General features: G+C 44.6%; 13 protein-coding genes. 10 read left to right on the plus strand and 3 right to left on the minus strand.

Going from position 1 to position 13,993, the window contains the following annotated elements; translation table 11 throughout:
- Positions 1–85: 85 nt before the first annotated feature.
- Both QFZ78_RS36585 and fosM read left to right on the plus strand, forming a co-directional pair.
- Positions 86–1,543 carry an aminotransferase-like domain-containing protein gene (locus QFZ78_RS36585; RefSeq protein ID WP_307554799.1) on the plus strand — a complete coding sequence of 486 codons (1,458 nt, stop codon included), beginning with the start codon at positions 86–88 and terminating at the stop codon, positions 1,541–1,543.
- Between the two features lie 16 nt (positions 1,544–1,559).
- The gene (fosM, locus tag QFZ78_RS36590; RefSeq protein WP_307554801.1) at positions 1,560–1,985 is read left to right on the plus strand and encodes a FosM family fosfomycin resistance protein; all 426 of its coding nucleotides are present in this window, start codon (positions 1,560–1,562) and stop codon (positions 1,983–1,985) included.
- A 547-nt stretch (positions 1,986–2,532) separates the two neighbouring features.
- On the opposite strand, the gene QFZ78_RS36595 is transcribed toward fosM, so the two are convergent.
- Complete coding sequence (locus QFZ78_RS36595; RefSeq protein ID WP_307554803.1) at positions 2,533–2,877, minus strand: DUF1904 family protein; 345 nt, start codon at positions 2,875–2,877, stop codon at positions 2,533–2,535.
- A gap of 174 nt (positions 2,878–3,051) precedes the next feature.
- Between QFZ78_RS36595 and QFZ78_RS36600 the strand changes: the two genes are divergently transcribed.
- On the plus strand, positions 3,052–3,957 hold the full coding sequence (locus QFZ78_RS36600; protein WP_307554804.1) for an aminoglycoside phosphotransferase family protein: 906 nt from the start codon (positions 3,052–3,054) through the stop codon (positions 3,955–3,957).
- A gap of 98 nt (positions 3,958–4,055) precedes the next feature.
- On the opposite strand, the gene uraA is transcribed toward QFZ78_RS36600, so the two are convergent.
- Positions 4,056–5,327, minus strand: a complete 1,272-nt coding sequence (gene uraA, locus QFZ78_RS36605) for a uracil permease (protein ID WP_307554807.1) — start codon at positions 5,325–5,327, stop codon at positions 4,056–4,058.
- A gap of 175 nt (positions 5,328–5,502) precedes the next feature.
- Between uraA and QFZ78_RS36610 the strand changes: the two genes are divergently transcribed.
- The 5 genes from QFZ78_RS36610 (at position 5,503) to QFZ78_RS36630 (ending at position 9,374) form a co-directional block, all read left to right on the plus strand.
- A complete protein-coding gene (locus QFZ78_RS36610; RefSeq protein ID WP_307554809.1) occupies positions 5,503–6,858 on the plus strand; it encodes a TrkH family potassium uptake protein in 1,356 nt (451 codons plus the stop codon).
- Positions 6,859–6,930: 72 nt separating this feature from the next.
- Positions 6,931–7,239, plus strand: coding sequence for a hypothetical protein (locus QFZ78_RS36615; protein ID WP_307554811.1), 309 nt, complete (start codon positions 6,931–6,933; stop codon positions 7,237–7,239).
- 2 nt (positions 7,240–7,241) lie between these two features.
- The gene (locus QFZ78_RS36620; protein WP_307554814.1) at positions 7,242–8,003 is read left to right on the plus strand and encodes an endonuclease/exonuclease/phosphatase family protein; all 762 of its coding nucleotides are present in this window, start codon (positions 7,242–7,244) and stop codon (positions 8,001–8,003) included.
- Positions 8,004–8,197: 194 nt separating this feature from the next.
- Positions 8,198–9,103, plus strand: a complete 906-nt coding sequence (locus QFZ78_RS36625) for a DUF3221 domain-containing protein (RefSeq protein ID WP_307554816.1) — start codon at positions 8,198–8,200, stop codon at positions 9,101–9,103.
- A 25-nt stretch (positions 9,104–9,128) separates the two neighbouring features.
- Entirely contained in the window at positions 9,129–9,374 is a 246-nt protein-coding gene (locus tag QFZ78_RS36630) for a helix-hairpin-helix domain-containing protein (RefSeq protein ID WP_307554817.1), read from the plus strand.
- A 46-nt stretch (positions 9,375–9,420) separates the two neighbouring features.
- On the opposite strand, the gene QFZ78_RS36635 is transcribed toward QFZ78_RS36630, so the two are convergent.
- Positions 9,421–10,425: a LacI family DNA-binding transcriptional regulator gene (locus QFZ78_RS36635; protein ID WP_307554819.1), complete on the minus strand. Its 1,005-nt coding sequence runs from the start codon at positions 10,423–10,425 to the stop codon at positions 9,421–9,423.
- 309 nt (positions 10,426–10,734) lie between these two features.
- Between QFZ78_RS36635 and QFZ78_RS36640 the strand changes: the two genes are divergently transcribed.
- Both QFZ78_RS36640 and QFZ78_RS36645 read left to right on the plus strand, forming a co-directional pair.
- Positions 10,735–11,310, plus strand: coding sequence for a carbohydrate ABC transporter permease (locus QFZ78_RS36640; protein ID WP_307554823.1), 576 nt, complete (start codon positions 10,735–10,737; stop codon positions 11,308–11,310).
- Between the two features lie 49 nt (positions 11,311–11,359).
- On the plus strand, positions 11,360–13,987 hold the full coding sequence (locus tag QFZ78_RS36645) for a GH116 family glycosyl-hydrolase (RefSeq protein ID WP_307554825.1): 2,628 nt from the start codon (positions 11,360–11,362) through the stop codon (positions 13,985–13,987).
- Positions 13,988–13,993: the final 6 nt, after the last annotated feature.

Genomic DNA, 13,993 nt, shown 5'->3' on the forward strand with positions numbered 1-13,993 from the left:
AAATCAATCGAATGTCTCCCTCCAAATGGATGGCGTATCACCCAACCAAATGTTATAGTAGAACTCGTTAGGAGAGGATCATTGCATGGACTGGAAACCGGACTTAGCGTCGGAAACCCCTTTATATAGTCAGATTAAAGATTTTATTAAAAACAAAATATCGCTAGGCGAATGGGCGGTTGGGACCAAAATTCCCTCGCAGCGTGCATTGGCTGAACGCTTTAACGTCAATCGAAGTACGGTTGTGACCGCGCTGAGCGATTTGATAGCTGAGGGGTTATTGGAGGGCAACACCAAAGGGGGGACTAGAGTTATCAATAACTCTTGGAACCTTTTAGCGGCTTCGCCTCCCCCAGACTGGAGCTCTTATGTGCAAGCTGGTACTTATTATCCAAACCAGCCTGCCATACAGCACATTAATCGTGCGGAATTTCAAGATGGCATTATCCGTTTGGGAACTGGAGAGCTTTCCCCTGAGCTGCTTCCTTCTGAACAAATGAAAAAGATTTTTGAAAATAGTTCATTGAATCTTTTCTCATTGGGCTATGAAGAACCTAAAGGAAATCAGTATTTGAGGGAACAGATAGCTGCTTACTTGCAAGGAATTGGCGTTCAAACGTCGCCCTCCAACATCCTTATCGTATCGGGCTCGCTCCAAGCGTTACAGCTCATATCTATCGGACTACTGCAGCGAGGTTCCTCCATCCTTCTGGAAAAGCCATCCTATCTGTATTCGGTCCATGTGTTTCAATCTAGTGCAATTAAGCTAGTTGGTCTACCTATGGATGAAGAGGGCATTCAGACGAATCAGATTAGCCGTTACAAAGAAGGCTATAACGCATCGCTGCTCTATACCATTCCTACTTTTCATAATCCTACCAGTACGTTGATGTCAGAGCCGAGACGTCAAGCGCTGATGAGAATCTGCGCGGATGAGGGACTCCCAATCATTGAAGACGATGCGTACAGGGAGCTTTGGTTTGAAACCCCGCCACCTCCGCCATTGAAGGCTAGGGATCCCAATGCGCTGGTCCTTTATTTGGGGAGTTTGTCGAAGACTTTAAGTCCTGGACTACGAATTGGTTGGGTGGTTGCCCCAGAGCCTGTTATTGAACGATTGGCTGATATCAAAATGCAGAACGATTACGGCTCGAGCTCGGTATCCCAATGGGCAGCAGCCGAATGGCTTGGTAGAGGTTTATATCAAGAGCATCTTGTCTATGTTAGAGAGCAGCTTAAAATAAGACGGGATCTAACTGTTCAGTTGTTGAAGACCAATTTTACGGAGATTGCATCATGGTCAGTGCCGGCAGGTGGTTTCTACATTTGGGTTCACCTCAACGTGGATGTCCCCATGCAGATGCTGTTTGAGCGTGCTTTGAAAGCAGGGATTTTGCTGAATCCGGGTTCAATTTATGATAGAAATGCAGGAAGTTACTTGCGTATTTCCTATGCCTATGCCAAGCATCATGAGCTTGAATGGGGTATTATGCATTTGGCGGAGATGATTAAAGAGTTAGCTGGGGTCATAAAAAATAAATAAACTCCGAGGTGATCATGTGTCTATTAAAGGTCTGAATCATTTATTATTTTCTGTTTCTAATTTAGAGAATTCGATTTCGTTTTATCAACAAGTTTTTGATGCTAAGCTGTTAGTTAAAGGAAGAAGTACGGCCTATTTTGATCTGAATGGCATGTGGCTTGCCCTGAATGTAGAATCAGATATTCCACGTAATGAAATAAACCATTCCTACACACACATTGCTTTTTCAATTGAGGAAGCCGACTTTGATGATCTGTATGAGAAGCTAAAGAAATTGCATGTTAACATCCTTCCTGGGCGTCCAAGAGACGAGAAAGATAAGAGGTCTATTTACTTCACAGACCCAGATGGTCATAAGTTCGAATTTCATACGGGTACTTTACAGGACAGATTAGATTATTATAAACAGGAAAAAACACATATGGAGTTTAACGATGAATAAATATTTCTAATTTAGAATGCAAAAAGCAAAGACCAGAAGGACTCGATCATTTTTAACAATAATCGGCTTCACGAGATGTTCGGCGGCTACGAAATAGATTGGAGCTATCCATGCAATCTGATTATTTGGAAAGCATAGGTCGGGAGGGACGTTAAATCCTATCTGTACGCATAGTATCATTTAGAACAATAGAGAATTTTAGCGGAATTCTGGAACATGAAGTGGCTGTGCAAAAAGTCGCCGAAGATGTGAGATAGGTCCTTTACGACAAAACAAGGGGCTGTCCCAAGTCATAAATGACTGCGGAGCAGCCTATCTGCAGGAGCTTCACCGCTATTCACGTTCGAACCTACCCGACGGATCATGGGGTATCTGAGGACAATCAACGGGATATGATCCATTGGTTGAGTTCTAATAAGCTATTACTTCATAATTATAATCTACTCTTGAAGATAATTTTTTTGTTGACTTAGGCCGTTGGTAGATGTGCTAAATAGAGAAAAGGCACGCTAAGCGTGCCTTTTCTTTCTTTTTTCACGCCATATCGTCATGTTATTAAGAAAGGTTCTGAATGATTGGTGATTAAAGGTTGTCCTTCTTTATAGTACAAATGAGGGGATAGCAGGATAAAAAAGATATGAACATCGCGAAAGCCGTGCTCACATAAAATCGTATAGAGTTCTTTAACAATGTTATCATGCAATTCCTGATCTCTAGGGAACATATATATTTCTAAGGATAGGGGAGAATTATTTAATTGTTCCACAAGAAGAAGTTCGATTTTTATTTTTTCTTGCACAACGCCCGTTAACTTCGAAAATTGTTGGATGATGGTGCTTGAAATCGAGGAAATGAAATCCTTTTGAAAACCTTTAAATCTGAGAAAAGGCATATGGGTTCCTTCTTTGCAAAATGGTTAGCGAATTTAATTATTTTAATAAAAAATAAGCGTAAAAACAAATCCTATATTAGATGAAACCATTCTCATATATAGATAAGTACCTAATCTGAACGATATATCTTATAATGAGATCGATCGTACTGTCATATTGTGGGGGTAAAGATAATGAGTAGCTTACCAGAACAATTCGTTCAAACATTAAGAGATGTTCATAAGGGTAAAGCTGAAATATGGTTGAGAGATTTTGATAGGCTTATTTATGATTGCGAGAAGCGTTGGCAAATGAAAATATTGCCCCCGTTTGATTTATCTTTTAATTTTGTGGCTCCTGCCATACGGAAAGATGGAACTGAAGTTGTGATAAAACTCGTCATCCCAGGCGATGAATTTGTATCTGAAGTTGATGCCCTTACACTTTTTAATGGGAATGGCATTGTTAAAATCATTGATGTTGATATCGCAAAAGGGATTCTTATTCTTGAACGATTAATTCCTGGGAAAACATTAGCCTCAATAGAAAATGAGGAGGAAGCTGCACAAATAGCCTCGCAAGTAATGAAGAAACTATGGATTCCTGTACCATCTAATTCATCTAGTATTCCTACAACTATGCATATGGAAGAGAAATTAATTCATATTTTCAAGAAAAATAGAGAAGGTCTTGGTCCTATAACAAAGGAAATACTGCAAGAAGCAGTGGACACTTATAGATCAATGAACGCTATGCCGGATACACCATTTTTACTTCATGGCGATTTGCATCATTACAATATTCTGACGGCTGCAAGGGAACCTTGGTTAGCGATTGATCCTAAAGGGTTGATTGGCGACAGAGAATACGATGTCATTCAATATTTATTAAATAAATTGCCTAATGGAGATTCAACTCATGTTATTGAGAAGCGTATTGATAAATTTGTAAAAGAGTTGAATTTAGACAAAAAAAGAATGTTATCGTGGGGGTTTGCACATTCTGTTCTTGCAACCTGTTGGACAGTTCAGGAGGATGGTCGTTATAACGAGCCTTTTTTTGATGCCATCCATATTTTTAAGCGGTTGAAGCAGATATAGCGAAGACAGGACAGCGTTTAATTTATTATCATATTTAAAAAATGGCTATCCCCGGGTCTGTTAAGACTTAGGGGATAGCCATTCTTTATACGATTTGATCATTTGTCGTTAGATAGCTTGAAAACCTCTAACAGCTTGAAGAACATGCTAAGCAAAATGGCAACTATGGTGGCCAGTGCCATACCCTTAAGTTCAAAATGCCCTAATCTCAGCGTTGCTCCGCTAAGGCCAATGACAAGTACAACGGTAGTTAGAATCAGATTGACCGGTTTGGAATAATCGACTTTGGTTTCCACCAGCATACGGACCCCCGAAGCAGCGATGATACCGAACAGCAGCAAGGAAACGCCTCCCATGACAGGTGTTGGTATGGTTTGAATCAATGCTGAGATTTTCCCGACAAAGGAGAGCACAATCGCTAGGATCGCTGCTCCTCCGATAACCCACACAGAATATACGCGGCTAATTGCCATGACACCAATGTTTTCACCATAAGTTGTATTTGGCGTTGAGCCTACTAAAGAGGACAGTATGGTAGAGATGCCATTTCCAAGTAAGGATCTACTAAGTCCAGGGTCTTTTGATAAATCTTTTCCTACCATATTCCCGGTAACAATCAAGTGGCCAATATGCTCAGCAATGACAACTAAAGCAGCAGGAGCGATGATTAAAATACTCGCCAGATCGAATGTTGGGCTGTAGAAAGTAGGGAGTCTGAACCACTGGGCACCTCCAAATGTTTCGCTTACATGCACCAAACCAAGCAATGCTGCAAGTAGGTAACCGGCAACGATAGCTGCCAAAATCGGAATGACCTTCAAAAGTCCACGGAAGACAACGGAACCTATTACTCCTACCATCAATGTAAAAATAGAAACCGATATAACGATAGGATTGGGAACCCAGGCTTCTTTTAAATTAGCTGGCGGAATAATGCCTGCCATAGTGGCGGCTGTAGGTACTAACTCTAGACCAATAACGGCAACGATCGCTCCCATCGCAGCAGGTGGAAATACGACGTCAATCCAGCGTGTCCCCACGACACGAATTAACAACGCTATGATCGTAAAAATCAATCCGACGACCAGAAATCCGCCTAACGCTGAACTATATCCTTTGGAAGCGATGACGACGAAAACGGGGGAGAGGAAGGCGAAGCTTGACCCCAAAAATGCGGGGATCTTTCCTTTTGTGATGAAAATATAAAGCAAAGTGCCTAACCCATTCATCAACAGAATCGTAGCTGGATCGACATTAAACAAAATAGGGACCAGCACGGTGGAGCCAAACATTGCAAATAAATGCTGTAAACTAAGGGGAATACTTTCACCTATGGAGGGGCGTTCATCTACTTGAATAATACGAGACACGGTTGGAACTCCCTTCTTAAACTTATCGTACGATATCTTATCATAATTCGGATGAAAAAAAGAAATAAATGATCAAAAATTCGATAAGGCCATGCCATCTTGTTAATGCTGCCTTTACTTTGTTTCTGTCAGATTATACAATAATCGGACAATCCTATGCTTATGGAGCCTTCATATGTTAAATTATTCAAAGAAAAAATTCCGCTGGGGTCCACCTCAAGTAATGGCGATCGGATTCGTAATAATGATCCTCATAGGTGCCGTCCTACTTTGGCTGCCTATCTCCTATGTTGGCGAAGCCAGATTAACATTTATTGACGCCGTATTTATGTCGACTTCCGCTACTTGTGTTACCGGGCTGTCTGTGATCAATACAGGAGCGCATTTATCGGCCTTTGGGGAGATTGTTATTATTGTGCTAGTCCAAATTGGCGGTCTCGGCTTCATGACGATGTCTACACTAATTGCACTCGTACTACGCCGCCGTATTTCTTTTCAGGAACGTCTCATCTTACAGGAAGCGATGAACCATGATTCAACGGAAGGTATAGTCCGTCTTATTCGCAAGGTGTTGATCTATGCGCTATATATTGAGCTGGCAGGCGCGCTGTTATTCGCACTTCGATGGTCATTTGAAATGCCGATCGGCCAAGCATTGTACTTCGGTGTTTTTCATAGCATCTCGATATTCAACAACGCGGGATTCGATCTGTTTGGCGGTTTACCTAATAGAATGGGAAGTCTCATGCATTATGTAGAAGACCCGTACATCAATATCGTCTCGATGTTGCTTATCATTTTAGGCGGAATCGGATTTATCGTTATCTCTGACTTGCTTACGTACCCTAAGAATAAAAAACTAACGCTGCACAGCAAGGTTGTCCTTAGCGCCTCTGCGGTTCTGATATTGGTAGGCACACTGGTCATCTTTGTGTTTGAGTACTCGAATTCCCTTACACTTCAGCCATTGTCCACCTTAGGTAAAACGCTCAGCGCGATGCTGCAATCCGTGTCATCACGTTCAGCGGGCGTGAATTCGGTCGATATCGCTTCGATGCGGCAGGCTACGCAATTTTTTATCATTATCATGATGTTTATCGGTGCCGCGCCTGGTTCCTCTGGTGGGGGGATTAAGGTGACAACCTTCGTAATCCTTGTCGGAGCGGTTTACGCAATGGTTCGAGGCAGGGAAGAAATTGTACTATTCCATCGAAGAATTTCGAAGGATCGGATTTATAAAGCTATTACATTTACTTTGCTCTCCTTTATCTTAATTGTACTTTCGACAATGATCCTCTCGATCACCGAGAACTTCCCATTCTTGGGCATTTTGTTCGAGGTAACTTCGGCGTATGCTACCGCGGGAATGTCGGTTGGATTAACGTCGCAGCTCTCGGGATTCGGTAAGGTGTTTATCATCATGTTAATGTTTGTCGGACGTCTTGGTCCCGTCACATTGGCCTATACCTTGTCGCCGTTGCCGAAAAAAGAGACGTATCGTTACCCCGAGGGGAAGATCACGATCGGCTAATAGTAAAGGTGTTCATCTTCACTCGTTGGGCAACCTGCTTATACCTTTGAACCTGGAAGCCACGATATTACGGTGTCGGCCACAGACTTGGCAGGGAACACCAGTAACGTCACATTTACGTTCCAAGTTTCCGTGACTTATGACGGGGTGAGCGAACTCATTCGTCAATTCATGGCGGACGATCAGGGGATTGCAAGTGGGCTATGCAGTAAGTTTCTGAATGCGCAGGAAGCGGAGAAGCGAGGTAATCAAAAGGCAAAGGAAGGTATGCTCCATGCTTTCCTTAACGAAGTGGACGCCCTAAATGGCAAAAAAATGACGACAGAACAAGCACAAATTCTTAAGAAGTTGGCAGGTTATTGTAACCCTATTGGAGGATAACCATGGATATAACCGTGATGACGTTTAACCTGCGGGTTAATGTCAAACAGGATGGCGACAATGCATGGCCGAATCGTATCAATGAAGCGGCTGAGGCCATAAAAAAAGCAGAAGCAGCGATTGTTTGCACGCAGGAGGGAACGCATGCTATGCTGCAGGATCTGCAGGAGCTGCTATCGGATTATGCTTGGCTTGGTGATGGCCGTCAGGGAGGGAACGAAGACGAGCATTGTGCTATCTTCTATCATCGCGGCTTGCTGAAGCCAGTCGAGAGCGGGAACTTCGGTCTATCCGAATATCCTGAAAGGCTCGGTTACTTGAGCTGGAACACTGGTTGTCCGCGTATATGCACATGGGTACGGCTTAGGCAGCAAGACGGACAGGAGTGGTTCGTGTTCAATACTCACTTGGATCATAAAAGTGAGGAAGCCAGAACGAACGGCATCCAGCTTATTGTAGAACGAATCCGCTCCATGAGCGGCCGAGACGGAATTCCGGCAGTGTTGACTGGTGATTTTAACTGTAGCCCAAGCAGCAAAGTGATCGAAATTCTGACCCAAGCGGGGCTTTGTGACGCTTACGACGCGAACGATAAAGTAGGCAGCACCTGGCATGACTTTAACGGCGGCGACACGGGAGAGCCGATAGATTACATTTTCGTGACGCCCGAAATTCAAGTGACTTCAATCAACGTCGACCGAAGTATGTACAACGGTCGTTATCCGTCAGACCATTATCCTGTCGTGGCGAGTGTACGATTGTAGCATGGAACAGCTATAGCAGCTATACTTGCCAATAAAACTTAACCCGCAGCCTGTTGCTGTGGGTTTTTTTTGTGCCATTCAGAAGGGCAGTATAACGAAACTATGATTAGCTTTAACGCGTCTAATAGTTACAAAATCATGAAAGGATACCTGTCAAATAGTAACTATCCTACTCTTGAATAAGGAGGCGTGTCGTGCGGAAAGAGATGAGGTTGTTCGGTGTAGTTGTTTGTATAATAGTTGTAGCGATGTTATTTTCAAGTTGTGGGAAATCGAATCTCCTGAACAGAGGTGAGGGAGCTGAGCCATCCAAGACTCCTGGAAAGGTGGCATCTATATCTAAACAGGAGTTGGAAAAGTATGTGAATCAGCTCCCCTCATTGAAAAACGTATTTGAAAGCCACCATGTGAAGTTCCAGTCATCATACAGCAACGAAAACGAAGGTTTCCTAGAAATCCGTCGAATTGGCGATCATTCTAAGTTGATGTCTGAGGATGAGGAAGCCGGGCTCAGACAATCGATCTATAAGGCGGTCGGTGGCGAGTTTCCACTGAACATTTCGGTATACACAATTGGAGATCAACCAGGATTGACTGGCAAAATCACTGCAATCGATGAAAAGGGTCGGTTTCTGGTTGTGTCATCCAATAAATTCTTAGACAAAGAAAAGAAAATGCCTGACGCTGCGTGGTACACGATGTCGGACGATGCGAACATGGAGTTTGAAGGGAAGCTAATCCATGCGAGGGACGTAAGAATCGGCTCTATAGTCAAGGTTTGGAGCGAAGGCTTGATGTTGACGAGTTACCCAGGGCAAACAACGGGACTACGCCTTGAAATAATGACAAGAGACAATGGAATAGGCGATGCAAGAGGTAATGTCACGGGATTAGAGAAAACGGGTGAAGGCGTTAACACAGAACGAACAATCGAAGTTGATGGTGTAAAGCATCGACTGCTCCCAATTACACAAGTGTGGATGAATGATAAAAATGCGGACATTTCCGACATCAAAATGGGAGAAAGCGTAAAGATTTGGTTTGCAGGATACGAAATTGGGCCGGAGAAAATCGTGACACAGGTTGTCATTGAACGTTAATGGGAGAAAATAAGGAGGACTTAAGATGCCTAAACACAAAAGCATTGAACCTAATCATGTGGAAATTGCCGACGAGCAGAAGTCTGACCTTCCGAAGTTAAGCAATCCAGGTCGTCGAGCACTCGCAAGTGCTGGATACTTGCGGCTAGAGCAGTTCACCAAGCTCACCGAGTCCGAGATATTGAAGCTTCATGGAATGGGACCAAAGGCTCTGGAGCAGATCCGTCAAGCTCTTGCCACCAAAGGCCAATCGTTCGCCGATGGCTCTTAAAGCTATTCAGGTTGACCACTCATGTTGCGCTGAAAAAGACAGAGACTTATAAATCTCTGTCCAGCGTGACGGATTCTCCCTGAAGGACATGATGAGTGATAAGTGTCTCGGCAGGAACCTCGTCATTGTTAATTTGGCTAATTAAGATGTCGGCGAGTTTCGTGCCGATTTCATTCACATTATAGTCCACTGTTGTTAGTGCGGGATTAATGTATTTTAATACATGAATGTTATCGAAACCCATGAGGCCAATTTGTTCGGGTACTCGGATTTTGCGGGATTTCAACCATTTCAGAACCTCAAGTGCGTACACGTCACTAGAGCATAAGATCGCACTCTTGCTGTCCGTTTTCTCTATCAATTGCTCCAACTCAGCCAAATAATTTTTCTGTGCGATGACGTTATGCCGCATATCTGAGATCTCATCACATGCCTCGATAAAACCAAGGTATCGTTGTTCGGGCACATAAATATTCTCTTTCCCCTTTCGCATTAGAGGCGGGCTTAAGTAGATCAAGTACCGATAGCCTTGACTGGAGAGAAAGGCGACAGAGTCTCTGATCGCTTGCTTGTCGTCGATCCAAACATAAGGAAAAGGGCCTGAAAGGCGATTGCCGAATGTTACGATAGGTGTCCGCGAACGTGTCAAAAGAGATTCAAATTTTTTGTTGAAATTGGTCGGCAGCAATGCGATTCCGTCGACTCTACGATCTAACAAGTTGTTGATATACTCTAGTTCTAGGTCCTTGTCACGATTAGAAAGGACAAGATAGACGATATAACCCCGTTTCCTAGCTTCGGCTTCGAATGCGTGGAATAGCTGGGAGAAAATCTGATTATGAATGTCAAACAGCACGATACCTAACGTTTTTGTATGCCCTTTGACAAGGCTTTGTGCTAGAAAATGGGGGCGGTAGCCGAGCTCCTCTGCGACCCGCAGTATTTTCACACGAGTTTCCGGATTAATACCGGGACGGTTGTTTAACGCCCGATCCACCGTTCCCCGTGTAACTCCGCACAGCTCGGCGATTTGTTTACTTGTAATGTTCATGCGGCCTCCGTGAGAATGGGATCTAGTGGTCTAATCGTAGCTTAACAGAGCGGGTTGGTCAATACCCGTGCTCGTGAACGATGCAGGGAAGAGTAGGTATAGGAAAGATGAACTAATTTGTAATAAAAGCGTTTACAAACTTGGGGGCATTTGATAAGATAAGGTCGTTCACGTGCACGATTTACGTAATTGAAGCTCATATTGTTAATTTGCCACTCATATGCAGGAACGGTGGCGAGGGGGACGCCCCTATCGGTAATTGTATCTTCGTAACAAATTTTTTTAGCTTTTTCCGTTCACGTGCACGGAGTGTTCATCTCAAGCATGGCGGCTTTTGCCTTCTCTCGTATTGCTTTTCCGGGACGCAACGTCCTATTTCTCGTCTTTCTTTCCGGACTTATGATCCCAGGACAGGTAACGATCATTCCTCAGTTCATTCTGATGTCGAAGTTAGGTTTGGTCGATACGCACTTGGCGCTCATTTTGCCGGGCCTTATCAACCCGTTCGGAATATTCATGATTCGGCAAACTATGATGACCATATCCTATTCCTATGACGAAGCCGCTTATATGGACGGTGCTAGCCGATTATGGGTTTTCCTTAAAGTCATCCTTCCCATGTCGTTTCCGGCGGTTGCCGTTACCTCGGTCATAAGTTTCATCGCGCATTGGAACGATTTTTTCCGCCCATTAATTTTTCTGAATTCCTTTGAAAAAATGACGCTGCCGATCGGTATGACGGCATTAACCGGAGCGTTCGGGACGGGGAATTTGTCTGCTATTCTGGCAGGGGTGACATTGTCGCTTATCGTTCCGCTGCTCTTTTACATTTTCGGACAAAAATACTTGCTAGATGGCATTACGGCGGGTGGTCTTAAACTATGAGGCCTGCCAGGATTCATGAAATCAGTTAGGAACTTGAGGAGGCTAAGATATGAGCAACAATATACTAAACCAACAGTTTCGTATGGACAAAGATTTTATGTATACAGGAACCAAAACGAGCCAAATCTCTTTTCCGCTTGGCGGGATTGGAACGGGTAGTATCGGTCTCGCCGGCAACGGACGTCTGATAGATTGGGAAATTTTCAACCGGCCCAACAAGCTGAGCTTTAACGGATTCTCATTCTTTGCCGTAAAGGCGGAATGCAAGGGTGAGGTCAAACTAACCAAAGTGCTCAATGGGGATTTACAAACACCGTACACAGGAGAAGGGAAAGGGAAATTCGAGGGTTATGGGTACGGACCTAGACGGGAAAACATGGCCGGCTTTCCTCACTTTACAAACACATCGTTCCAAGGACAATTCCCATTCGCAGAAATGACGTTCGACGATGCGGATGACCCGATCACGGTCAAACTGACAGCCTTCAATCCGTTTATTCCTCTGAATGATCGGGATTCCTCTATACCTTGTGCCATTTTCGAGTATGAGGTGACGAATCGGTCAACGGATGAGTTGGAGATCAGTGTGGTCGGCAATGTGTCAAATCCGTTTCGTCAAGGGGCTGTCAATGAAGCAGTGGAATTCGGCGGAAGACGAGCCATCCGTATGTCATCCACACAGTATGAAGTGGACGAAGCGGAATTCGGCGATCTGACGTTGATGACTGACAATGATGACGTCAGCTATCAATCATATTGGTATCGTGGTGGATGGTTCGATAACTTGACCGTATTCTGGAAGGATTTCCGTCAGCCAGGCCGCTTTCAGGAACGAAGTTACGAAGGACCGCGTGAACTGGATGCGAAGAGGCTGCATGAAAAGCATCAGGATGTTGGCCTGCTGAGCGGGCATCGCACGGTAGCAGCTGGTGGGAAGGCAAGATTCCGTTTCGTGCTTGCCTGGAACTTTCCGAATTGCGTAAACTTCTGGAATCCAGGCAGTGGGGATGATAGCGGGCGGCAACCTTCTTGGAAAAACTACTACTCGACGCTGTTCCGTGACTCCACAGATTCGGCAAATTACATCATGGAACACTATGATCGATTGAACAAGGAGACGCGGTTGTTCCAAGAAACGCTGTTCCATTCTACACTTCCCGACACTGTGATTGACGCTATTAGCAGCAACATTTCGATCCTGAAATCGCCTACAGTGCTGCGTTTGACTGACGGGACACTTTACGGTTTCGAGGGCGTTCATACGAACGAAGGCTCGTGTGAAGGTTCCTGCACACATGTATGGAATTACGAGCAGGCGACAGCCTTCTTGTTCCCGGCACTTGCCCGTTCGATGCGAAACATCGAGTACAAACATGCCCAGTTTGAGAATGGAAAAATGGCGTTCCGCCTCATGCTGCCCGCCGAGCGAACGACTCGTGATAACACGTTCAGGGCGGCTGCTGACGGTCAGATGGGAGGCGTGATTAAGTCCTATAGGGAATGGAAAATTTCAGGCGATACGGAATGGCTGCGCTCGATATGGCCGAATATTCGTAAAGCTCTCGAATATGCCTGGGATCCTACAAACGAAGACCAATGGGATGCCGACAAGGACGGTGTCATGGAAGGTCGCCAGCATCATACGCTGGACATGGAATTGTTCGGCCCCAATTCATGGCTGACGAGCATGTACTTGACTGCGTTGAAGGCGGCAGCAGAGATGGCGGGAACTCTTGGTGAACAGGAGAAAGCGGCAGAGTATGAAGGGCTTTACGCAAAAGGGTACGCTTGGACGAACGAGCATTTGTTCAATGGTCGGTACTTCCATCAATTAGTCGATCTCAAAGACCGATCTGTCCTCGAAAAATATGAAGCGGAAGAAGTGTACTGGAATGATGAGGCAGGAGAGCATAAGTATCAGATTGGTGAAGGCTGCGGCATAGATCAAGTACTCGGGCAATGGTTTGCCCATCTTGTAGGCCTCGGCTATGTCCTTGATCCTGTGAAAGTGAAACGAGCGGTCCAATCGATTTATGACAATAATTACATCGAGAATTTAGGCGATTATCCAAACGCCTGCCGTATCTATGGATTAAATGACGAGTCCGGACTCATGATCTGTACTTGGCCCGACGATAACTGCCCGACCGTGCCGGTTCCTTATGCAGATGAATGTATGAATGGGTTCGAATATCAGGCTGCTTGCCATATGATCTATGAAGGGCTCGTGACAGAAGGGCTAAGCGCCGTTAAGTCTGTTCGAGACAGATATGATGGAGAGCGTCGCAATCCATGGAACGAGTTCGAATGCGGCAGCAATTATGCCCGTTCCATGGCGTCGTATGGGCTGCTTCTTGCTCTTAGCGGTTTCGAATATGATATGGTAAGTGGACATATCGGCTTTAGCCCGAAATGGCAGGCTCAAGATTTCCGTTGTTTCTGGAGCTTGAACGACGGTTGGGGCGAGTTCCGCTGCAGTGATGAACAGATGGAGTTAGAGGTATTGATGGGGGAACTAAGTCTATCCAGCTTTGGAAGTGGACTGTTAGTTGGGCGAGTCGTGAAGAGTGTCATGATTGGCGGTAAAAGCGTCTCTTTCGAACAGTCAGAGGGAAATCTGATATGGAAAGAAAAAATAGTTATTGAACCTCAAATCATACTTGTCCTACACTTTTAATAATAT

The organism is Paenibacillus sp. V4I5 (genome assembly GCF_030817255.1).
Taxonomy (GTDB): domain Bacteria; phylum Bacillota; class Bacilli; order Paenibacillales; family NBRC-103111; genus Paenibacillus_E.

Coding starts and splice junctions, on each gene's coding strand:
- QFZ78_RS36585 (WP_307554799.1), top strand. CDS start 86: ATGGACTGGAAACCGGACTTAGCGTCGGAAACCCCTTTATATAGTCAG.
- QFZ78_RS36595 (WP_307554803.1), bottom strand. CDS start 2,877: ATGCCTTTTCTCAGATTTAAAGGTTTTCAAAAGGATTTCATTTCCTCG.
- QFZ78_RS36600 (WP_307554804.1), top strand. CDS start 3,052: ATGAGTAGCTTACCAGAACAATTCGTTCAAACATTAAGAGATGTTCAT.
- QFZ78_RS36610 (WP_307554809.1), top strand. CDS start 5,503: ATGTTAAATTATTCAAAGAAAAAATTCCGCTGGGGTCCACCTCAAGTA.
- QFZ78_RS36620 (WP_307554814.1), top strand. CDS start 7,242: ATGGATATAACCGTGATGACGTTTAACCTGCGGGTTAATGTCAAACAG.
- QFZ78_RS36630 (WP_307554817.1), top strand. CDS start 9,129: ATGCCTAAACACAAAAGCATTGAACCTAATCATGTGGAAATTGCCGAC.
- QFZ78_RS36635 (WP_307554819.1), bottom strand. CDS start 10,425: ATGAACATTACAAGTAAACAAATCGCCGAGCTGTGCGGAGTTACACGG.
- QFZ78_RS36645 (WP_307554825.1), top strand. CDS start 11,360: ATGAGCAACAATATACTAAACCAACAGTTTCGTATGGACAAAGATTTT.